Source organism: Ectopseudomonas composti, assembly GCF_900115475.1.
Lineage (GTDB): Bacteria > Pseudomonadota > Gammaproteobacteria > Pseudomonadales > Pseudomonadaceae > Aquipseudomonas > Aquipseudomonas composti.
In genome coordinates this window covers 130,682-151,338 of the sequence record NZ_FOWP01000012.1, presented here as the reverse complement: position 1 = coordinate 151,338, position 20,657 = coordinate 130,682, and the positions used below count along the sequence as shown (strand labels likewise).

Genomic DNA, 20,657 nt, shown 5'->3' with positions numbered 1-20,657 from the left:
CGTGAAGGAGGCTGCAGGCTCGTTGTCATAAAAAGGGTAGGGGCGTCTCGATTGGGCTGTCCCATGGTTCTTGCCCTGAAAAATGGACGTTGCTGCGTCGGCTACAGACTGTGTCTGTAGCCGACGCATTGGTGGTTCTTGCTGCTGTATCGCTTACTCCGCAAGTGGCTACCAACGACTCTTAGAATGCCTGCGCCAGCGTTGCTGTCAGGCTACGCGGGGTGCCGTACCAGCCGCGCGCGCCGATGGCGCTGTAGTAATGCTCGTCAAAGGCGTTGTTGAGGTTCAGCGAGACGCTGGTTTCAGGGGTGAAGGCATACTGCGCCATCAGGTCGACCACCGCGTAGTCACCCTGGCGGAACGTCTCGTTGTTCGGCCCGGAGCGCTTGTAGTACTCCTCACCTTGCCAGCGCACACCGCCGCCAACCTTGAGCTGCGGCAGCGCACGCAAACGATAGCTGGTGAACAGCTTGAGGGTATCGCGCGGCACTTCTGTAAGCAGGCGCTTGTCGTCCGAATCCTGAATCACCGCATAACTGTAGCTGGCCGAAACCTGCCAGTCCGGCAGCAGCTCGCCGGCCATTTCCACCTCGAAACCACGGGTCTTGGTACCCGACTCGGGGATCGAATAGCCGGGGTTGTTGGGGTCAGCAACCGGCAGGTTGTCCTGTTGCACCTCGAATACGCTCAGGCCGGCGGTCAGGCGCTTGTCCCAGAACTCGCCCTTGAGGCCCAGTTCGTAGTTCTTGCCCTCCTTGGGCTCAAGGTAGCTGCCATCGGCTTGCTGCCGGTTCTGCGGATTGAAAATGGTGGTGTAGCTGGCGTATGCCGACCAGTGCTCATCGAGGTCATAGATCAGGCCGACATAAGGGGTGACGATGCCGTTCTCCTGTTCCTTGGAGCGGGAGACTGCTCCCGTGGCCAGCGTGCGCGAGGACGTGTCGCGCTGCCAGTCTATGACCCGCGCGCCGGTGATCAGCGAGAGGTCATCGGTGAGGCTCCAGCGCGCCGCCGCGACCAGGCCTAGCTGGGTCTCGTCCAGCGCATCCTGCGAGTATTTGTCACGCACGATGTCAGGAATTGGCAGCGAGCCATCCCAGGTATGAATGTTGTCGATGGTCTGAAAGCCCCATAGATCGTAACCGTAGCTGCGGTAGTAGGCCTTATGATGGCTGGCGCCCAGGTACAACTCGTGCTCGCGGGCAAATAGGGCAAAGGGCCCGGTGGCCGACAAGTCGAACGAGGTCTGCCGCGGCTCGCCAGCCCATCGTCCGGTCCAGGTGCTGATGCCGCTGCCATCAGGGTTGACCCGGCCATTGGCGGCCGTGGCGAAGGCGTCGTCGTAGCTACGGCGGCTGTGCTCGGCGTTGAACTTGAGCTGCCAGCCGTTGCCCAGCGCGTGTTCCAGGGTGGTGAACAGTGTACGGGTCTCGCGCTTGTGGTAGCTCCAGTCGGCACCCGAGTTGAACGAGCGCGACGGTTTGAAGTGGCTGCCGTCACTGTTGTACATCGGGAAGCCGTGGTTGCCGGCACCGTCGTTGTCCAGATCCTGATACTCGGCGCCGACGGTGAGCATCGTGGCATCGCTGATGTCCCACTCCAGCACGCCGTAGGCCACCTGCTTTTCCAGCGACTGGCGGTCGATATGGCTTTTGCTGTCGGTCTTTGCCGCCACCACCCGACCGCGTACGTGGCCGCTGTCCGAGAGCTTGCCGGACACGTCCAGCTCGCTGCGGTAGTTGTCCCAGCTACCCGCCTGTACGGTCAGTTTGCGCTGCGTCTCGTAGGTCGGCTTCTTGCGGATCAGGTTTACCGTTGCGCTGGGGTCGCCAGTGCCAGACATCAGGCCGGTAGCGCCGCGCACCACTTCGACGCGGTCGTAGATGGCCATGTCGGCTAGATCGTCGTTGAAACCATAGGTGCTGGGACGACTGATGCCATCGACCTGAATGTTGTCGATCTCCAGGCCGCGCACGTAGATATGGTTAGCGTCACTGCCGGCGGGCCCCATGTTATTGGCTACCACCCCAGGGGTCTGCTCGAGTACCTGAGTGATATCGGTGAGGTTTTGGTCTTCGATCTGTTGACGGGTCACCACACTGACCGCCTGCGGCGTTTCGCGCATCGACAGGTTGAGGCCGGTGGCGGTGCTGGCCGAGCCGGAGGTGTAACTCCCGGTATCCTCGGTGGTGGCACCCAACTGATTGCCAGTGACCGTCGCCGCACTCAGTTCCAGCGCTGCGTTCGGCTGGGCGCGTACCAGCACATAGCGCTTGTCGCTGGCTTTCTGCACGCTCAGGCCGCTGCCTTGTAGTAGCCGAGCAAAGCCTTCTTCCACCTCGTACTCGCCATGCAAGCCGGTACTCTCGAGGTTGGCGGTTTCACTGCTTCCAAAGCTGAGGGTGACGCCGCTGGCGGCTGCGAACTGGCTCAACGCGGCGGCCAGACTGCCGGCGGGAATGCTGTAGCTGAGCGGCTCGGCCCAGGCGCTGGTGGTGACCAGCAGTGAGCCGGACAGGCCAAGTGTCAGCGCTGCCCGGCGAATGCTGCGGGCGAGTAGGGAAGGACTAACGAACATCGAATGGCTCCTGTGCGAATGGCAAAAGCGGGCGTCTGTGGCGCGCGTGCAGAAGAGCCGAACAGGTAATGAGAATCTGTTACCTAAAAATTTAAAAAGTTTACGCCTTTACGAGCTTGTGCCGACTGGATCGAGTAAGTCTCGGCCGCGTGGCTATGGCTGTGCAGTCGTAACCCAGGCTGAGCCCGGCACAACGGATTACGCCTCGCGTTTCTCGATACGCACCCAGTAGCGAGTCAGACGCCGCACCGTTACCGGCAGGGCGTCCTGCAGGCTGGCCAAGATGGCCTCGTCGTCATCCAGCTGGAAGGCGCCGGACAGGTGCATGGCCGCCACTTCCGGCGCGCAGCCCAGGTGGCCGTGGCGATAGCGCGATAGCTCGCCGAGCAGGCGATCCAGTCGCCAGTCGACCGCCACCAGCATGCCCTGAGTCCAGGCTGAGGCATTGTCGGTGGCGGCCTGCACAACCCCGGCCCGCTGCGCACTGAACTCGATGGTCTGACCGGCCGCCACACGCACCTCGTTTGCTTCGGCAAGACGCGGCTGGATCGCCACCGCATGCTCTTCCACTGTGACTCGCGTGCTGCCATCCAGTTGGCGCACAGCGAAGCGCGTGCCCAGCGCGCTAATACGCCCGTCGGCGCTTTGCACCCGCAACGGCCGCGTGTCCTTACCAGTCTGCACGAGGATTTCCCCCTGCTGCAGGCGGATCAGGCGCTGAGCACTATCGAAATGGATATCCACCCGCGTGTCGGTATTCAACTCCAGGCGGCTGCCATCGGCCAGCATCACCCGGCGACGCTCACCGACCCGCGTGACATAGTCGGCGCTTAGCGGCGAGGCGCGATAACCCTGCCAGCCGACCACGCCGGCACCGAGCAACAGACCCAGCACCTTCAGCGCCTGCCGCCGGCCCTGACGCGCGCCCTGCAAGGTAGCGGCGGCCAGCTGCGGAGACGCCACGGCAAGGCGTTGCTGCAACTGCTGCAGGCGCCGCCAGGCTTCGGCATGGCGCGGATCGGCGTGTAGCCAGACTTGCCACGCCTGCTCGGTAGAAGCGTCGGCCTGGCTGTCTTTGAGTTGCACATACCAGTCCACCGCCTCGGCGAGAGTCACCTTCATACCTCCTCCAGCAGCAGGCAGTGCAGTAACGCTTTGGCCAGGTGCTTGCGCACGGTGGTCACGGAAACATCCATGCGCGAGGCGGCCTTCTCGTAGCTCAGGCCGTCGAGCTGCACGGCGAGGAAGATGCCCCGCGTGCGCTCGCCCATGCCATCTAGCATACGGTCGATGGCTTCCAGGCTATCGAGAATCAGCACTCGTTCCTCGGCCGACGGCGCGTACTGCTCCGGGCGCAGCGCCAGCGCCTCCAGATAGGCCTGCTCCAGCGAACGGCGCCGATAGAGATCGATCACCAGCCCTCTGGCAACCGTTGCCAGATATTGCCTCGGCTCACGCAGACTGTCGGCGGTGCGCGCTAGCAGCACGCGGACGAAGGTGTCCTGGGCCAGGTCGGCGGCATCGGCGGAGTTGTTCAGGCGCTGGCGCAACCAGCCCTGTAACCAGCCGTGGTGGTCGCAGTAGAGCCTGTGCAGATCTGTGTTGCTGGATGCCGTGGACATCCCGCCCTCCGTTGATACAAGTGTGCAAATGTGAATTCTTCGCGATTGTACGGAGATGGGAGGGGGTTGGAAATGGGCGATGTGTTGTAGCGAGGTGATGTCGATGCGTTGCGGCTCTACCTATCCCAAACATGTCAGGTGAGCCAGCTTTCGAATCAGAGCGGGGCGTTGCTGACATACAGCTATGAGCAGTTCGAGGTTGATCCCTGGCTGTGTACATGCTGACCCTGGGCTAAGCAGGTCTCGGTGAGCTCGGTCGCTATGAATACCACTCTCTTTGCGCGAAGCCACCTCAGGCATTGGCGCTGAATAAAAATTTTTTTCATCTGCACCTGCAGGTATTTCACATCTCATCCGTCCTATTGAGATGAATACGCAATTTGCGCCTCATGCACCCTTGCCATCGCCCGCATGGCATTTACTCCTGGTTTGCCGATGTCCAAAAAGTCCCGCTCCAGAATCTGGTTCCTCGTCCATAGCTGGCTGGCCATGCCGGTCTGGTTTTTCCTGCTGATCATTTGTGTGACCGGCACGCTGGCCACGATTAGCCAGGAAATCGTCTGGCTGGCCAATCCGGATGTTCGTGCCAGTAAACCCTCGGACAATGCCAAGCGTCTTTCTTTTGCTCAGATACTGGAGGAAATCAACCGTGCCGAACCGGAAACCATCGTTCAGTCGATCAGTCGGCCACAGGAAGATCATTTCGCACTGACGGCAAGGGTCAGCTATCCAGATGGCACTTCGCCGACGCTCTACGTGAATCCCTATACCGGTACCATCCAGGGCGTCAGTCCGCAGTTCGATTTCCGTCAGTTCACCCGTGCCTTGCATGGTTGGTGGCTGGTGCCTTTTACAAATGGCTTCAGCTGGGGCTGGTATTTGGTGTCGCTGATGGGCCTGCCAATGCTGGCTTCGCTGATCACTGGCCTGGTGGTTTACAAGAAATTCTGGAGAGGCTTTCTGAGGCCGACGCTGCGCCTCAATCAGGGGGCGCGCATCTTCTGGGGGGATTTCCACCGACTGTCGGGCATCTGGTCGATCTGGTTCATCGCCGTCATCTCCATCACTGGTGTGTGGTTTCTGATCCAGGCGCTGCTTTCCGATAACCATATCTCCATCTCCACTGAAGGTATACCGCCTGTGGTGGCGCGCGACGAGGTACCTCTGGTCGCGCCGGGCGCCAGTGTGCCGCGTATCGACGTCGATCAAGCCATCGAAATAGCCGGTACGAGTATTCCGGGGTTGGAGGCCAGCTTCATTGGCTTGCCGGGTAACTCATACAGCCACATTTCCGTGTGGGGGCGCGGCTGGTATCCGTTGATGTTTCAGGGGGCTTCGGTCAATCCCTATAACGGCCATGTCGATCAAACCCGACTGCTGTCGGATCGTTCTGCCCTGGAGTTCGTCACCGAGTCGATGCGCCCTCTGCATACCGGCGACTTCGGTGGGCTGTGGCTCAAGTTGGTGTGGTTCGTCTTCGGCCTGCTGCTGAGCATGATGGTGCTCAGCGGCTTGCTGATCTGGAGCAAGCGCACCGTGCAGGCCACTGCCGCCCTGGCCAAGCGCAAGCCACGCACGGTTCGCGAGCCTAAATCGGTACCGATCCGCCTCGATGAAGTCACGGAGGGGCAGCCATGAGCAAGGCCGCGACCATGCCAACCACTACGTTGGGCCGTTTCTGGCACAAATGGCGTTTCCATCTGAACATCCTGCTGGTGATCATCCCGCTGGCCTTCATGCCCAAGTATTTCCACCAGGTCGCGCTGTTTCGTGACGATAGTGGCCTGGGCGAGCGGGAGGCGGGCGAGGTGCAGGTTGGCCCCTGGAGCCTGCGCCTGGCCGAGCTGTTCGAAGAGCCGCCGCGCCTGGAAGGGCCTGCCGGTTACATGAAGAGTTTCAACGCGGCGCTGTGTGCGGCCTGCATCAACGAGGTCAAGGCCACTTACCTGCGTATCGGCAAGCCGCGCAGCCTGCGTGCCGCCGGCGCGATCTTCTTCGGTAGCCCTTACCGCATGGGCGCCAGCGTACCGATCCCGGCGCGTACCAAGGCCGACGCCGAACTCTGGATCACCATGGAGGGCTGGGATGGCTCGATGCATCAGGCATCCATCCCGCTCGCCCAGGCCTCGCCCGCAACTCTCATCTGGCTCAATCGACAAGGAGGCAAGCCATGAACAACCTGTATCGACTGTCGCTGCTGATCGGCGCCAGCACCCTGTGCTCAGTGGCCATGGCCCACAACCCGATCTGTGAGTGCGAACCGCACGGCGAGGAGGAAATCCTTTGTGTCGGCGGTTTCTCCGATGGCAGCGGCGCGCCCGGCGTGACCCTCGATGTGATTGGCTACGACGAAGAAATCCTCGTGGCCGGCAAGCTCGACGGCGACTCACGGTTGAGCTTCAAACGCCCGGACGCTGAGTTCTACGTGCTGTTCGACGCAGGCCCCGGCCATGTGGTGGAAATCGATCACGCGGATATCGAAGCCCCATGAGCGTTCAGGTGATACGCCCCGCCGGCGCGGGGCATGAAACGCTTTATGTGTTCCTGCTCGCCCTGGCCATCGTGCTGCTGGCGGGTGCAGTGGTGGTATGGCGAGCCGAACCCGAGCAGAGCGTCGCGATAGCCGCCGATCAGTTCGACGCGCGCCGCGACCTGAACGCTGCCGAGCAGGGTATTCACACCGATCTGCTGGTGGCCCTCGACGAGATTCATCTGTACCGGGAAGAGGCACAGGCACTGCCCGAACCGCAGTTCCTGGCAGAGGAGGGCTTCCCGCCCTTCATCGCCGATGCCAGCGCTGCCAATCGTGGTGGCCATGCCTGGCAGCTTCTGCAGACCGATACCCATGTCGCCTACTTCGGTCGCAGCGCGGCCGAGGCGGTGGCGGGCTCCTTCCTGCTGCGCCTCGACGGTGACAACGCCAGCGTCTGGCTCAATCGTGCCGCCCAGGCCGAGGCCCCCAACGATCTGCGTGAGCAGGTGCTGGCTGACACAGGTTGGCGCCAAGTCGCCAGCCAGTTCGATGCCGGCGTTACCCGGCAACACCGCCACTGACTCTGGATTTGCTCATGACCCTTCATCGCTCCCCATTGCGCCGCCGCCTGCTGGCTGCCGCCCTTATCTGTCTTGGCGCAGCAGTGCTGCCTTGCCTGGTCAATGCTGCCGAGGGCAAGCGCCTACGCATCGGCATCACCCTGCATCCCTATTACAGCTACGTCAGCAACATCGTCGGCGACAAGGCCGAGGTGGTGCCGCTGATTCCTGCCGGCTTCAATCCGCATGCCTACGAGCCGCGTGCCGAGGACATCAAGCGCATTGGTGGCCTGGATGTGGTGGTGCTCAATGGCGTGGGCCACGACGACTTCGCCGAACGCATGATCGCTGCCAGCGAGAAACCGGACGTGGCGTTGATCGAGGCCAATGCTGGCGTGCCTCTACTCGCGGCTACCGGCCAGGCGGCGCGCGGCGCTGGCAAGGTGGTCAACCCGCATACTTTCCTGTCGATCAGCGCGTCCATCGCGCAGGTCAATACCATCGCCAGGGAATTGGGCAAGCTCGATCCGGATAATGCCAAAGCCTATCGGCAGAATGCGCGTGCCTACGGCAAACGCCTGCGCACGTTGCGTGCCCAGGCGCTGGGACAGCTCAGCCAGGAGAAGGGCGCCGAGTTGCGCGTGGCGACCATCCATGGCGCCTACGATTACCTGCTGCGTGAGTTCGGCCTGGAAGTGACGGCGGTGGTCGAGCCTGCGCACGGCATCGAGCCCAGCCCGAGCCAGTTGAAGAAGACCATCGATCAGCTCAGGGAGCTGGACGTGCAGGTGATCTTCTCGGAGATGGATTTCCCCTCGACCTACGTCGAGACCATCCAGCGTGAGTCCGGTGTTCGCCTGTATCCGCTCACGCACATTTCCTACGGCGAGTACACCCCGCGCAAGTACGAGGAGGAGATGACCCGCAACCTCGATACCGTGGTGCGCGCCATCCAGGAGAATGGTGCATGACTGTCGCTGAAGCCTTGCCTGCTGTGACCGCTACCGGTCCCTCCATCGACTTCGCCGACGTCAGTCTCGAACTTGGCCGCACCCGCATCCTCGATCGGATTTCCTTTCAGGTGCGTGCCGGCAGCGTACACGCGTTGGTCGGCCCTAACGGCGGCGGCAAGAGTTCGCTGATCAAGACCCTGCTCGGGCAGATGCCACATCGTGGCGAACTGACCCTGGACTGGCCGGATACGCCGGGTGTCATCGGCTACGTACCTCAGGCGCTGGAGTTCGATCGTGGTTTGCCGATGACGGTGGACGATTTCATGGCCGCCATGTGCCAGGTGCGGCCGGCCTTTCTCGGGCTGTCACGGCGCCATGCCCCGGCCATCGAAGAGGCACTGGCTCGCGTGGGCATGCTGGGCAAGCGCAAGCGGCGTATGGGCGCATTGTCCGGCGGCGAGCGCCAGCGCGTGTTGCTGGCCCAGGGTTTGGTGCCTGCAGCGCAACTGCTGATTCTCGATGAGCCCATGGCCGCCCTGGATGAGCCCGGCATGCAGGTATTCGAACGATTGCTGGGCGACTGGCGCCGGTCGGGTGTGACCGTGCTCTGGGTCGAGCATGATCTGCAAGCGGTAGGGCGGCTGGCCGATCGCGTCACTGGCCTGAGTCGCCGCGTGCTGTTCGACGACGCGCCGCAGGTAGCGCTGCAGCCGGAAAGGTTGCTGCGACTGTTTTCCAGCCATCCGCAGGCTGGCGGGGAGGGCGGCGTATGAGCGCGCTCTTCGAGCAACTGCGCCAACTGATCCAGGGCTGGGCCGGTGCCGGCTATCTGCCCGAGGCTTTGGCCTATGGTTTCGTGGTCAATGCCCTGTTCGCCGGCTTGCTGATCGGCCCGGTGCTCGGCGGCCTTGGTACCCTGGTGGTGGTCAAACGGTTCGCCTTCTTCTCCGAGGCGGTCGGCCATGCGGCACTGACGGGTGTCGCTATCGGCATCCTGCTCGGTGAGCCCTACACGGGTCCCTACGGCAGCCTGTTCGGTTACTGCCTGCTGTTCGGTCTGCTGCTCAATTACCTGCGCAACCGCACGGGATTGTCGCCGGATACCCTGATCGGCGTGTTCCTTTCCGTGTCGCTGGCAGTGGGCGCCAGCCTGCTGCTGGTGCTGGCCGGGCGTATCAATGTCCATATCCTGGAGAACGTGCTGTTCGGCTCGGTGCTGACGGTCAATGCCCAGGACCTCGCTGTGCTGACCCTGGTCTCGCTGCTGGTGATGGCCCTGACCATTCCGATGTACAACCGCTTCATGCTCGCCAGCTTCAACCCGCAACTGGCCAGCGTGCGCGGCGTTGCGGTGGGGCCCCTGGACTACCTGTTCGTCATGCTGGTGGCGCTGGTCACGGTGGCGGCGGTGAAGGTCATCGGTGCCATCCTGGTCGGTGCGCTGCTGGTGATCCCGGCTGCCGCTGCCCGGCTGCTCAGCCAGTCGTTGAAAGGCTTCTTCTGGCTGTCGGTACTGATCGCCACCTTCTGTACGTTGATCGGCATCTTCCTGCCCATCGCCCTGGAACTGCCGGTGCCGTCCGGTGCTTCGATCATCATCATGGCTGGCATCGTCTTCGCTGGCGCCGCTATCGCCCGCAGCCTGCTGCCGAGCCTCAAAGGGAACCTGGGATGAACAAAGTCGTCGTCAATCTCGCCGCTGCCATTGGTGCGCTGCTCGTTGTCTCGATAACGGTGGCGGGTGAACCCGTGCGGGTACTCGCCAGCCTGCCGATCACTCATGGTCTCGGTTCCATTCTCCTACAAAGTACGCAGGCGCAGATCGTGCGAGCGGCGCCTGCCAATCTGCCTGCCAGCCGCCAGGTCTCCTTCTTCACGGGGCGTGGTGCTGGCGCTCTGGAAAAGGCGGCGAGCAACGCTGACGCGGTGATCGCGTTGCGTTCGTTGTGGCCGGATGATCCGCTCTATCCGCTGGCCCGCCGTAGCAATATTCGAATTATCGAAGTGGATGCGGCGCGCCCAGTGGATGGTGCGTTGCCGGGCATCGCGCTTAGTTCGGCGGGCAGAAACGTGCTGGAGGAGCGGCCCTGGTTGAGCATCAACAACCTCGGGCGGATGGCTGACATTATCGCTGCCGATCTGATGCGCTTGAGTCCTAAGGATGCAGCACAGATAGCGAGTAACTTGGCAAACATCAAGCAGCGCCTGCTAGCGCTGAGTGCGACAAGCGAAAGTCGCTTGTCTGAGTTGGATAATCTCAGCGTTGTCAGCTTGTCGCCGGGGTTAAATTACCTGACAAGAAGCCTCAACCTCGACGTGATTGATGTGCCGGCTCCATCGTCATTCGATTCGGATGCTGAGGCGTCACTTGAGTCATTCAAGTTGGCAATTAAGGACAATGATGTGCGTCTGGTATTGACGGATCGGCCTGTGGAAGAGGCTGTCGTTAATGCGGCTAGGGACGCTGGCGCGAGACTGCTCATCTTTAATGCGCTATCTGAAGATCCTCTAACTGCACTCAGAGAAACAACAGAGCAGGTGATCGATGGACTTTCAGGTCGCCAGGCAGATTAGGGACGTCTCATTTGCACGGATGGATTGGAAGGCTAGGGAAACGCTGAGAAAGCCCCATCCCGTCACTCCTGCGAAGGCACGAGTCCAGGTACTGCGGGGGGCTGGATTCCCGTCTGCGCGGGAATGACGACTATCTCAGACCATCCCTAGAAACTCAGATATTACATCGAGATATTTCGGTGTGTTCGTGGGTTATATAGCTACTCAACGTCGGTCATTACGGCTGCGTGTAGCAGCCCCTTTAGCTTTCTTCATCCCGTGCCGAACGGCTTTCATCCAGAAAAGTAACCGAGGATGTAGCTACAGGGCGGGCATGAAGGCACAGCGCTGTTGTTCACCTATTCTCAGGGGCTGCGACCTGTCGAGTTCGGTATTCAGACGTACGCTCAGGTGATCGAGGTCGTGGTGCATCGTCTCCAGCAGACGGCGGTCATCTTGCGTATGCATTGCCGAGGAGCAGTTCGAGGGTGCTGGCACTGCCGTACCGTTTCCTTGCGGCTACGGGTCTATGGGGAGTAATCTCGCGCTCAAATAAAAACTGCGGCAATTCGCCAGCAGTCGCCAGGGAGAGTGTTATGGAGTGTTGCCATGGAGCTGTATTCAATCGCCTGAGTGAGCGGCGAGTCGTGCCAGGTCCGTCGAGCGTGCAAGATAGAGCACTTGCGCCGTATCGGTTGTGTGCCAGCGTATTCCTGGTAACAAGTATTTCCTTAACCACAGGCACTGCTGTAGCAGATGCAACCATTGATGGAGTTACCCAGAACGTGCCATCAGGTACGGGGCTTGATGCTGCCGGGGATCTTTATGTTGGCCTAAACGCTACCGCTCGATTGAATGTTACGAGCGGCGGTACAGTTACCAATAACGATGCTTTTATCGGCTTAAACGATCCGAGCCAGGGTGAGGTATTGGTTAGCGGCGCAGGCGCAACATGGACAACTAATCGCGATCTCTATGTTGGCTGGGACGGGAATGCTTTCGTCATGGTTGACGATGGTGCAAGCATCATCGCTCGTGGTGCGACGATCCTTGCAGTGAATCCCACCGGCTACGCTCAGTTGACAATCAGCGGCACCAGCGGCTCTCGCGGCGTGTTATCAACGCCCTACCTTTTCAAGGGTGTTGGTACGGGGGAGCTTCAGTGGGATGGCGGTATCCTGCAGGCCAGAGGTAATGAGTTCGAGTTCTTCCCCAACTTCAGTTTCGGGGAAATTGTTATTCAGGGTGGCGGTGCCTTCTTCGATACCAACGGCTATAACGTCGGCGTCCAAACGTCCGGCATTCTTATCGGCACCGGTGGCTTCACCAAACTGGGTGCGGGCATACTCAGCATCGCTGGCAACAACTCTTGGGATGGCGACACAACCGTAAGCGCTGGCACGCTGGAACTAGGCAGTTACACCCAGAGTGGCAGCCAGACCTTGACCATTGGCGTCGCCGACAGCGCGAACTACGGCAGACTGAATGTCAGTGGCGTGGCCAACTTCAACAACAGCAACCTCGGCGTCGATGTCATTGGTAGCCCTACGCTGGCCAACAACCTCTCTCTGGCGGGTGTTGTCACGGCCGGCACGCTCAACGCGACGAGCTTCATCGTCACGGACAACTCCGCATTGTTCGACTTCAACGCCACGATCAACGGCAATAGCATCGACCTCAATGTCATTGCCAGTGGTAACGGTTCGAGCGGTACTAGCGTCTACAGTTCGGCGCTTAACAACCGTCTCTACCCGGCCCTGGGTGCGGCCAGCGTCCTGGATACCCAAGTCCAGGGCGCTCCGACTGGCGATATGGCCGACGTCGTTACCGCGCTTGGCCGCTTGCCGGATGAGCGTAGCGTCGCACGCGCCGCGGCACAGACTTTGCCACTCAACGCCAGCGCTCAGGCCACGCTGGGCGCACTCAATACCATCAACTCGATTTTCGCCAGTCGCTTTGCTCCTGCGAGGCCTACCGGCTTGTCCGCGGGTGATGTGGCGACGAATAAGCAAGTCTGGATCAGACCCTTCGGCTCCAGAGCCGATCAGAACGATACCGATGACAACGCCTCGGGTTACAGCGCCGATACCTGGGGACTGGCGGCGGGTGTAGAAGGTGATATTGGAGAAACCCAGATTGGCATTGCCTACGCCTATGCCAATACCCGGCTCGACGGTAATACCCACCTCAGTGGTGCTGGTACCCACTCCGAAATCGATAGTCACGTCATCGCTCTGTATGGCAGTCGTCCGCTCAACGACATGGTTTTGGGCTTTCAGGTCGACGCCGGATGGAATGACAACGACAGTGATCGCACCCTCGACTTCGGGGGGCTCAATCGTTCTGCCAGCGCAAGCTATGACAGCTGGAGTCTGCATGTAGGCTCGAACCTGTCCAAAGCCATCGTTCTGGATCAGGCCAATACCTTCATTCCGGCGATCCGTGCTGATTACACCCGGCTTAGGACTGAGTCTTATACCGAACGCGGAGCAGGAGCGCTGAGCCTTGATGTCGAGGCCAGTACCGTTGAGGTCATGACCCTCGGTGTAGATGGTCGTATCGTCCACGCACTCACCCCCAATGCACAGCTCGAAGCCATCGTTGGCGTCAGCTATGACGTTATCAACGACGACGATAACCTGGTAGCCACCTATACCGGCGCGCCAGGCCAGAGCTTCGTTGCAGCCGGGATCGACCATGGTCCCTGGCTGGCCAGGGCTGGTGTGGGTTACACCCACAGCCTGGAGAACGGAACGGACATCTCGATACGCTACGAAGCCAGTGGGCGCTCTGACTACCTGAGTCAGTCAGCGTCAATTAAGGCTGTTTGGCGTTTTTGAATAAGTGAATGCGGCATCAACTCTGTTGGTGCCGCCCTAACAAGGAGCTGATGCAGGGCTCCTGCTCATGAGATGGTTGGCCGCTTAAAATCTCCGTACTGACAGCGGCCTACCTTAGTGGGTCATATGAATATTCCTATTCGGTATTTAAAATAATTTTCTTATACCTATAAAGTTCTGCTCCATGCGTACCTGCCGACCAATCGGCGCGCCGCACTGAACACATGGCCGAACCCTCGGCCGGTCAAAGTGATGCGCCGATTGGCGCCTTTGCATGGAGTTTTCTATGTCGGCAGTAGCCCATACCACCACCGCGGCGTCGGCACAGTCGTTCGAAGTCCGCCCTTTCGATGCGCCAGTGGGCGCCGAGATCATCGGCCTGGATTTGACCCGGCCGCTCAGCGATGACGACTTCGTCCGTGTCCATCGCGCTCACCTCGATCACGCCTTGCTGGTGTTCCGTGATCAGCGCATCACCCCCGAGCAGCAGATCGCCTTCAGCCGCCGTTTCGGCTCGTTGCAGATTCATGTGCTCAAACAGTTTCTGCTGGCTGATCACCCGGAGATTTTCATCATCTCCAACATCGTCGAGAACGGGCAGCCTATAGGTCTGGGCGATGCCGGCAAGTTTTGGCACTCGGATCTGTCCTACAAGGAACTCCCCAGCCTCGGCTCCATGCTGCTGGCTCAGGAGCTGCCGGAGGAGGGCGGCGATACGCTGTTCGCCAGCCAGCAACTGGCCTATGAAACCCCACCAGCCGAATTGCGCCAGGCCCTCGACGGTAAGCGCGCCGCACATTCCTACACCGCACGCTATGCCGATGAGGTATTCGCTGGCATTCGTCGCCCGACCCTGACCGAGGCGCAACTGGCCGAGGTCAAGTCGGTCGTTCACCCGGTGGTGCGCACCCACCCGGAAACCGGCCGCAAGGGGTTGTTCGTCAACGAGAACTTCACCACCCATATCCTCGATATCCCCGAGGAGGAAAGCCGGCAGATTCTCGCCGAACTCTACGCCCACAGCGCCAAACCCGAGTTCATCTACCGCCACCAGTGGCAGCCGCACGACATGGTGTTCTGGGATAACCGCGCGCTTATCCACCTGGCCACCGGCTGTCCGAGCCGCCTGCGCCGGCGCATGCACCGCACGACGATTCAGGGCGACGTGCCGTTCTGATCGTCTCTTCATTGCCTTTTCTGGCCGTCGTCATGGGCGACGGTCCGGTTTCACTGTGCCCACGGGCAGGATATCGATGTCATGAATGCGCTCTTGCAAGGCCACGCGGCCAGCAACCCACAGCCAACTGCCACGGCTTTCGACACCGTTTTGCAGGTGGACAAGGTCAGCCTCGAATACCGCACCCCGCAGCGCGTGGTGCGCGCCACCCACGAAGTCAGCTTCGAGGTGGATCGCTCTGATCGTTTCGTGCTGCTCGGCCCCTCGGGCTGCGGCAAATCCACGCTGCTCAAGGCCGTCGCCGGTTTCATCGAGCCGATTGGCGGCAGCATCCGCCTCGAAGGTGCCCAGGTTCATGAGCCGGGTCCGGATCGCATCGTGGTGTTCCAGGAGTTCGACCAGCTGCCGCCGTGGAAGACGGTGAAGCAGAACGTCATGTTCCCGTTGCTGGCCTCGCGCACGTTGGGGCGCCGCGACGCTGAAGAGCGTGCCCTGCATTACCTGGAGAAAGTCGGCCTGGCTGCCTTCGCCGACGCCTACCCGCACACCCTGTCCGGCGGCATGAAGGCGCGGGTGGCCATCGCCCGGGCACTGGCCATGCAGCCGAAGATCCTGCTGATGGACGAGCCCTTCGCCGCGCTCGACGCGCTGACCCGACGCAAGATGCAGGAGGAGTTGCTGCAACTGTGGGAGGAGGTGCGCTTCACCCTGCTGTTCGTCACCCACTCCATCGAGGAGGCGCTGATCGTCGGCAACCGCATCCAACTGCTGTCACCACATCCGGGGCGGGTGCGGGCGGAGGTGGGCAGTCATCAGTTCGACCTGCACAGCCTGGGCGGCGCGGCGTTCCAGCAGACCGCACAACGCATTCATCGCCTGTTGTTCGAGGAGGACAGCGAGGAGGGCGCGCGCGCCGCTGCCGGGCTGGGCTTCCATGACATCCGCATTGCCTACTGAGGAGCGTGCACCATGAGTCTTTCCCCCGCACGCCGTGAGGATTATGAAATTGCCCTGCAGCCGCTGCCGGATCTCAAGCTGGAGCGTGAGCTGCCGCTGCTGCAGCGCCTGTGGCAACAAGGATGGCTGCGCAAGACGCTGATCCTGCTGGTGTTGGCGCTGATCTGGGAGCTGGCGGCGCGTTACCAGGGTAACGACCTGCTGTTGCCCAGCTTCGTGCAGACGGCCAAGGCATTCGTCGAAGGCATCGGCAGTGGCGAACTGCTGGAGAAGGTGGCGATCTCGCTGTCGGTGCTGATCAAGGGCTATCTGCTCGGCATCGGCCTGGCCTTCCTGCTCACTACCCTGGCTGTGTCGACCCAACTGGGGCGTGACCTGCTGTCGACGCTGACCTCGATGTTCAACCCGCTGCCGGCCATCGCGCTGCTACCGCTGTCGCTGCTGTGGTTCGGCCTGGGCGAGAACAGCCTGATCTTCGTGCTGGTGCATTCGGTGCTTTGGGCGCTGGCGCTGAACACCTACGCCGGCTTTCTCGGCGTCTCCGAGACCCAGCGCATGGCCGGGCGCAACTACGGCCTAAGGGGCCTGCGCTTTGTGCTGTTCATCCTTATCCCCGCGGCGCTGCCGTCGATCTTGTCGGGCCTGAAGATCGGCTGGGCCTTCGCCTGGCGCACCCTGATCGCCGCCGAGTTGGTGTTCGGCGCCTCTAGCGGCAAGGGCGGTCTGGGCTGGTACATCTTCCAGAATCGCAATGAGCTGTACACCGACAAGGTCTTCGCCGGCTTGGCGGCGGTAATCCTGATTGGCTTGCTGGTGGAAAACCTGGTTTTCGCCACGGTCGAGCGGGTGACCGTCAAGCGTTGGGGGATGCAGCGTTAAAAGCGATTTATCACCCGTGGGGTGGGCCGGGCGGCGATCCGTTTTAGCCCACCAGGAGCGCACCCCAACCCAATGGTGGGCTGAAGCCCACCCTACAAGACTGACGCGAGTCGCTATTCGGCCCTTCAACAAATGACACAGGCAATTCTGCTAAATCACACAACGAGAACTACACCATGACCAACACATTCACATTCGGCCGTCTGGCCGCCGCACTGGGCCTGCTCGGCGCATTGGCAACGCCTCTGGCCGCGCAGGCCGAAGGCAAAATCAGTATTGCTCAGCAATTCGGCATCGGTTACCTGGTGCTGCATGTGGTCAAGGACCAGCAACTGATCGAGAAGCACGCCAAGGCTCAGGGCCTGGACACGATCGAGGTCGAGTGGCGCACCATTTCCGGCGCCACTGCCATGAACGAAGCGTTGCTGGCTGGTGCCATCGATGTGGTCTCGGCGGGCGTGCCGCCGATGCTCACCGTGTGGGATCGCACCCACGGTCGGCAGAATGTAAAGGCGGTGGCGGCGCTGGGCTCATTGCCGGGCTATGTGTTGAGCAACCGTGAAGACGTCAAGTCGCTGGACGATCTGTCCGAGAAGGATCGTCTTGCCGTACCGGCTGCTGGTGTTGGCTTCCAGTCACGCACCCTGCAGCTCGAAGCCGCCAAGCGCTATGGCAAGGATGACTTCCAGCGTTTCGACAATATTTCCGTCAGCCTGCCGCACCCGGACGCCACGGCCGCGCTGATCAAGGGCGGTTCGGAAATCACCGCGCATTTCTCCAGCCCGCCGTTCCAGTATCAGGCGCTGGAAAACCCCAAGGTGCATAAGCTGATCAGCAGCTATGACATCCTCGGCGGCCAGGCCACCTTCAACGTGCTCTATGCCACCGAGAAATTCCACGATCAGAATCCCAAGACCTACAAGGCCTTCTACGACGCGTTGGTGGAAGCTGAGCAGATCATCAAGGCCGACAAGGCCGCCGCGGCAGAGACGTACATTCGGGTGGAGAACTCCAAGCTGCCGCTGGACTTCGTGAAGAAGATCATCGAGGACCCGGAGAACGACTTCACCGTATCGCCGCAGCGCACGTTCATCTATGCCGAGAAGTTGCATGAACTGGGCGTGCTGAAGAACAAGGCCGCGTCCTGGAAGGACTATTTCTTCGAAGAGGCCTATGCCCATCCGGGTAGCTGATCACCGCAGTAGTCTGTATACAAGGCTCCCATTTGGGAGCCTTTTTGTTTGCCTACACCTACAGGCGCGGCCGCAGTTTGAGTTCGGGCGTGGGCTTGGGGGCGCCTATCGCTGGGTGGCTGTCCGGGTGCTGTTCGATCATCTGGGCGATCTCCCGCAGCTTGCTTAGCATGGCCTGAGCCATGCCGGCCTGGGTGCGGTACAGGCCGGTGTCCGGGTCCTGCTCCAGGTCATGCAGGCCTTTGAAGGGATAGCTGTAGTGCTTGGCATCGGAGCTGAAGAAGCGCTGGTAGTCCTGTTCGGTGCCGTGCAGTTCGCGGCAGGCTCTTTCCAGGCTCTGTAGCTGTTCGGCGACGCTGGCCAGTTGCAGGCGCAGGCGGATGATCTGGTGGTTCTCCCAATTCATCGGTGATGCCTGGGCGCCGGGCTGCCAATGCTGCGGGTCGCCGAAGCGCAGGACGAACTGCTGGCCGGCTTCGCGTCCGTAACGGGTCAGCCGCTCGATGCGCTCGGTGGGCATGGTCAGGTTGAGGCCGCCTTCTTCGCGGGTCAGCTGGATCAGGCCGATACGGTCGCGAAAGCCGGGCATCAGCGACAGGGTTTCGTGGTTCCAGTCCTTGGCAACGTTGCTGAGCAGGGCGAGAAAGCCGCGCAGGGCGGGCAGGCCCGTCTGCGGAAAGCGCCGCCAGTAGGCAAGCCGCGCATCGCCATTGTTACGTGGGAAGCGCACGCGCTGCTCGTCGGCGCCGTCGGTTGGCCCCAGGTCGAGGCCGAAGGTGGGGCGCCTGGGCAGGGCGGCATCGAAGAAGTGGATGGGAAAGTTGGAGCTGATGCCGCCATCGGTGAACCAGCAACGCTCCAGTTTCTTCCCGCTCTTGCGGTAGTCCACAGCATGCAACGGCACGGCGCTGAGCAGCAGAGGGAAGCTCAGGCTCATGCGCACGGCGACGATCACCGGCAGGTCATCAGGCAGCGGCAGGCGCAGGTAACCGTCGTCACGGTCAGCGCCGGGGCGCTGGTGCGCGCCCATCCAGGCCACTACACGGTGGGGGAAGAGCCGTGAGAATTCCTCCTGGCGGAAATGGAACTGGTTGTTCTCACGCACCTTGTCATCGTCACGAAAGGGCAGGCGGAACGGTCGCGCCATGCTCAGGCAGGTGGTCATCACCTGCAGGTCGATGCCATGGCGACGCAGGTCGCCGAAGGTCAACGGCCGCTCGCACTCGATGGCTTCGGCCTGACTGGCGCAGTAGTCGCGCTGACCGCTGAGCTGGTCGAAGTACTGGGTCAGCCAGGTGGTCAGCGCTTCATCCGGGGCGCTGTCATCGGCTGCCGGCATGCCGCTGCACAGGCCGAAGCCGTTCGCCGGCAATTCGCGCAGCGCCACCATGGCCATACGCCCGAGCACGGCTACGACACTACCGAATGCGGCGAACAGCAGCACCCAGAGCCAGACCAGTGCGCTGGCGCTGCTGATGGCGCCCCACCACAGCGGTCCACCCGCCAGCAATGCGCCGATCAGGGCCGCGAGCTTGTGCCGCCTGAACATGACCTTGAGTGGCGCGAGCAGTCGCGCACCGGGGCCTTTGCCTTTGCTTTCGAGGAGGGCGATGAAGGTGTCGAATGGCGTGCGCAGCGCGGCAGTAGGCTTGAACAGCGCCAGCAGCTTGGTGCCATGGCCTTCTGCAGCAGGCATGCAGAGGTGGTTGGGGAGTCGTTCGATTTCTGCGAAACCGGCCGGGTCGCTGCTCAGCTCACCGTGCTGATAACGCTGGCGGCCCAGCTCGGCAGCGGCGGCTGCCGCAGCAGCGATGGCACCGGCACTGGTGCCGCCGATACTGCGCAGACGAAACGCCTTGGCGATCTCGGTGATGGCCAGCGGGTAGACGATGCCACTGGTGATGCCACCTTTCATGATCAGGTCGCATTCCCGGGCAAAAGCCGCCTGGCGCGAATCGCTCATCTACTGCTCCTTGTCGTCATGCCAAACGCTGGCGGGGGCATGATAACGCGGCTTTTGCGGCAAATTGCCATGCCTGGCGTTACGAGCGTGATGTCAGTGCCCTTTGCTGCATGCATCAGAGAGCGCCTTGAACTTCAGGGTCTGGATGTTTCCAGCCGAGTCGATGTATTTCATCAGGTGATCCACCGGCTTGCAGGTATGGGTTTTGGGTTTTGATATGGACAGAACCTTGGCTATATCAAGTTTCAATCCATAGGTGTAAGTGGTGATCTGGTTTTCAGCGAGTGCATGGCCAGATATTAAGAAGACAAGGCTGGCAATGAATATGTTTGCCAGGTTTTTTGCATGTTTGTTGATCATTTTTAAACTCCGAAAAAGCTAAATGAAAGTCGAGTGCCTCCAGGAAAGTTGAGCGTGGCTGCCAACTCACCAGCGGAGCAAACGACGAAATTGTGTTGAGGTAAGTTGATCTTACAGTCTTGTATTTCAGTGCTGTCAGATCAGGTCGTGGCGGTTGCGGCGGCGAGGCATCGGTACTGCAGGCTTAGGTTTTGGGCTCTGCAATATTGAAGGCGCTAGCCTGACCGGGCTGGTTGCCATTGGTAAAGACGACCTCCTGAATGTGGTAGACCGTCGGCTCTTGCGAGAAATATTGCTCCAGACCCGCCATGAACGTCTGATGGTCGTCACTCGCTTCGAAGCCCGGCGTGTGGTCTTCCAGTGAAGCCCAGCGCACGATCAGATTGAACGTCTCGGGACTTTCGATGCCCTGCGTGAACAGATGGCCGTGGTAGCCCTTGGCGCGTTGTAGCAAGTGAACCACTTCGGCAAATGCCTGTTTGAACGGTTCGATCTGTGTGCTGTGGACGGGCAGTACTGCGATTTCATGGATCATTGCGGTATTCCTCT

General features: G+C 61.0%; 19 protein-coding genes. 13 read left to right on the top strand and 6 right to left on the bottom strand.

All coding sequences use genetic code 11. The annotated features are described in order from the left end of the window. Positions 1 to 181: 181 nt before the first annotated feature. The 3 genes from BM059_RS19890 to BM059_RS19880 all read right to left on the bottom strand — a co-directional run bounded on the left by BM059_RS19890 (position 182) and on the right by BM059_RS19880 (position 4,200). The gene (locus BM059_RS19890; RefSeq protein ID WP_074941061.1) at positions 182 to 2,578 is read right to left on the bottom strand and encodes a TonB-dependent siderophore receptor; all 2,397 of its coding nucleotides are present in this window, start codon (positions 2,576 to 2,578) and stop codon (positions 182 to 184) included. 198 nt (positions 2,579 to 2,776) lie between these two features. Then, positions 2,777 to 3,700 (bottom strand): FecR domain-containing protein, encoded by a 924-nt coding sequence (locus tag BM059_RS19885; RefSeq protein WP_074941060.1) that lies wholly within the window; start codon positions 3,698 to 3,700, stop codon positions 2,777 to 2,779. Then, positions 3,697 to 4,200, bottom strand: a complete 504-nt coding sequence (locus BM059_RS19880) for a sigma-70 family RNA polymerase sigma factor (RefSeq protein ID WP_037005072.1) — start codon at positions 4,198 to 4,200, stop codon at positions 3,697 to 3,699. The genes BM059_RS19885 and BM059_RS19880 overlap by 4 nt, the downstream gene beginning before the upstream one ends. A 435-nt stretch (positions 4,201 to 4,635) precedes the next feature. On the opposite strand from BM059_RS19880, the gene BM059_RS19875 reads away from it, so the two are divergent. From BM059_RS19875 to BM059_RS19805, 13 genes are all read left to right on the top strand, one after another. Continuing rightward, complete coding sequence (locus BM059_RS19875) at positions 4,636 to 5,838, top strand: PepSY-associated TM helix domain-containing protein (RefSeq protein ID WP_074941059.1); 1,203 nt, start codon at positions 4,636 to 4,638, stop codon at positions 5,836 to 5,838. Continuing rightward, entirely contained in the window at positions 5,835 to 6,374 is a 540-nt protein-coding gene (locus BM059_RS19870; protein ID WP_074941058.1) for a thiamine pyrophosphate-binding protein, read from the top strand. Before BM059_RS19875 ends, BM059_RS19870 begins: the two co-directional genes overlap by 4 nt. After that, the gene (locus BM059_RS19865; RefSeq protein WP_074941057.1) at positions 6,371 to 6,691 is read left to right on the top strand and encodes a hypothetical protein; all 321 of its coding nucleotides are present in this window, start codon (positions 6,371 to 6,373) and stop codon (positions 6,689 to 6,691) included. The genes BM059_RS19870 and BM059_RS19865 overlap by 4 nt, the downstream gene beginning before the upstream one ends. Beyond that, positions 6,688 to 7,254, top strand: a complete 567-nt coding sequence (locus tag BM059_RS19860; RefSeq protein WP_037005083.1) for a DUF6162 family protein — start codon at positions 6,688 to 6,690, stop codon at positions 7,252 to 7,254. Before BM059_RS19865 ends, BM059_RS19860 begins: the two co-directional genes overlap by 4 nt. Positions 7,255 to 7,268: 14 nt before the next feature. Beyond that, a complete protein-coding gene (locus tag BM059_RS19855; protein WP_074941056.1) occupies positions 7,269 to 8,204 on the top strand; it encodes a metal ABC transporter substrate-binding protein in 936 nt (311 codons plus the stop codon). Continuing rightward, positions 8,201 to 8,959, top strand: coding sequence for a metal ABC transporter ATP-binding protein (locus tag BM059_RS19850; RefSeq protein WP_074941055.1), 759 nt, complete (start codon positions 8,201 to 8,203; stop codon positions 8,957 to 8,959). The genes BM059_RS19855 and BM059_RS19850 overlap by 4 nt, the downstream gene beginning before the upstream one ends. Further along, entirely contained in the window at positions 8,956 to 9,861 is a 906-nt protein-coding gene (locus tag BM059_RS19845; RefSeq protein ID WP_037005093.1) for a metal ABC transporter permease, read from the top strand. The genes BM059_RS19850 and BM059_RS19845 overlap by 4 nt, the downstream gene beginning before the upstream one ends. Then, on the top strand, positions 9,858 to 10,760 hold the full coding sequence (locus BM059_RS19840; RefSeq protein WP_074941054.1) for a metal ABC transporter solute-binding protein, Zn/Mn family: 903 nt from the start codon (positions 9,858 to 9,860) through the stop codon (positions 10,758 to 10,760). Before BM059_RS19845 ends, BM059_RS19840 begins: the two co-directional genes overlap by 4 nt. Before the next feature lie 644 nt (positions 10,761 to 11,404). Further along, positions 11,405 to 13,579, top strand: a complete 2,175-nt coding sequence (locus BM059_RS25105; protein ID WP_167364590.1) for an autotransporter outer membrane beta-barrel domain-containing protein — start codon at positions 11,405 to 11,407, stop codon at positions 13,577 to 13,579. 286 nt (positions 13,580 to 13,865) lie between these two features. Further along, entirely contained in the window at positions 13,866 to 14,756 is an 891-nt protein-coding gene (locus BM059_RS19820; RefSeq protein ID WP_074941053.1) for a TauD/TfdA dioxygenase family protein, read from the top strand. Between the two features lie 81 nt (positions 14,757 to 14,837). Beyond that, entirely contained in the window at positions 14,838 to 15,713 is an 876-nt protein-coding gene (locus tag BM059_RS19815; protein ID WP_074941052.1) for an ABC transporter ATP-binding protein, read from the top strand. 12 nt (positions 15,714 to 15,725) lie between these two features. Further along, entirely contained in the window at positions 15,726 to 16,592 is an 867-nt protein-coding gene (locus BM059_RS19810) for an ABC transporter permease (protein WP_074941051.1), read from the top strand. A gap of 176 nt (positions 16,593 to 16,768) precedes the next feature. Continuing rightward, on the top strand, positions 16,769 to 17,785 hold the full coding sequence (locus BM059_RS19805; RefSeq protein WP_074941050.1) for an ABC transporter substrate-binding protein: 1,017 nt from the start codon (positions 16,769 to 16,771) through the stop codon (positions 17,783 to 17,785). 58 nt (positions 17,786 to 17,843) lie between these two features. Here BM059_RS19805 and BM059_RS19800 read toward each other — a convergent pair whose 3' ends face one another. From BM059_RS19800 to BM059_RS19790, 3 genes are all read right to left on the bottom strand, one after another. After that, positions 17,844 to 19,748 (bottom strand): patatin-like phospholipase family protein, encoded by a 1,905-nt coding sequence (locus BM059_RS19800; RefSeq protein ID WP_074941049.1) that lies wholly within the window; start codon positions 19,746 to 19,748, stop codon positions 17,844 to 17,846. Between the two features lie 93 nt (positions 19,749 to 19,841). Continuing rightward, complete coding sequence (locus BM059_RS19795; RefSeq protein WP_074941048.1) at positions 19,842 to 20,108, bottom strand: DUF2790 domain-containing protein; 267 nt, start codon at positions 20,106 to 20,108, stop codon at positions 19,842 to 19,844. Positions 20,109 to 20,292: 184 nt separating this feature from the next. Next, positions 20,293 to 20,643, bottom strand: a complete 351-nt coding sequence (locus BM059_RS19790; protein WP_074941047.1) for an antibiotic biosynthesis monooxygenase family protein — start codon at positions 20,641 to 20,643, stop codon at positions 20,293 to 20,295. Positions 20,644 to 20,657 lie beyond the last annotated feature (14 nt).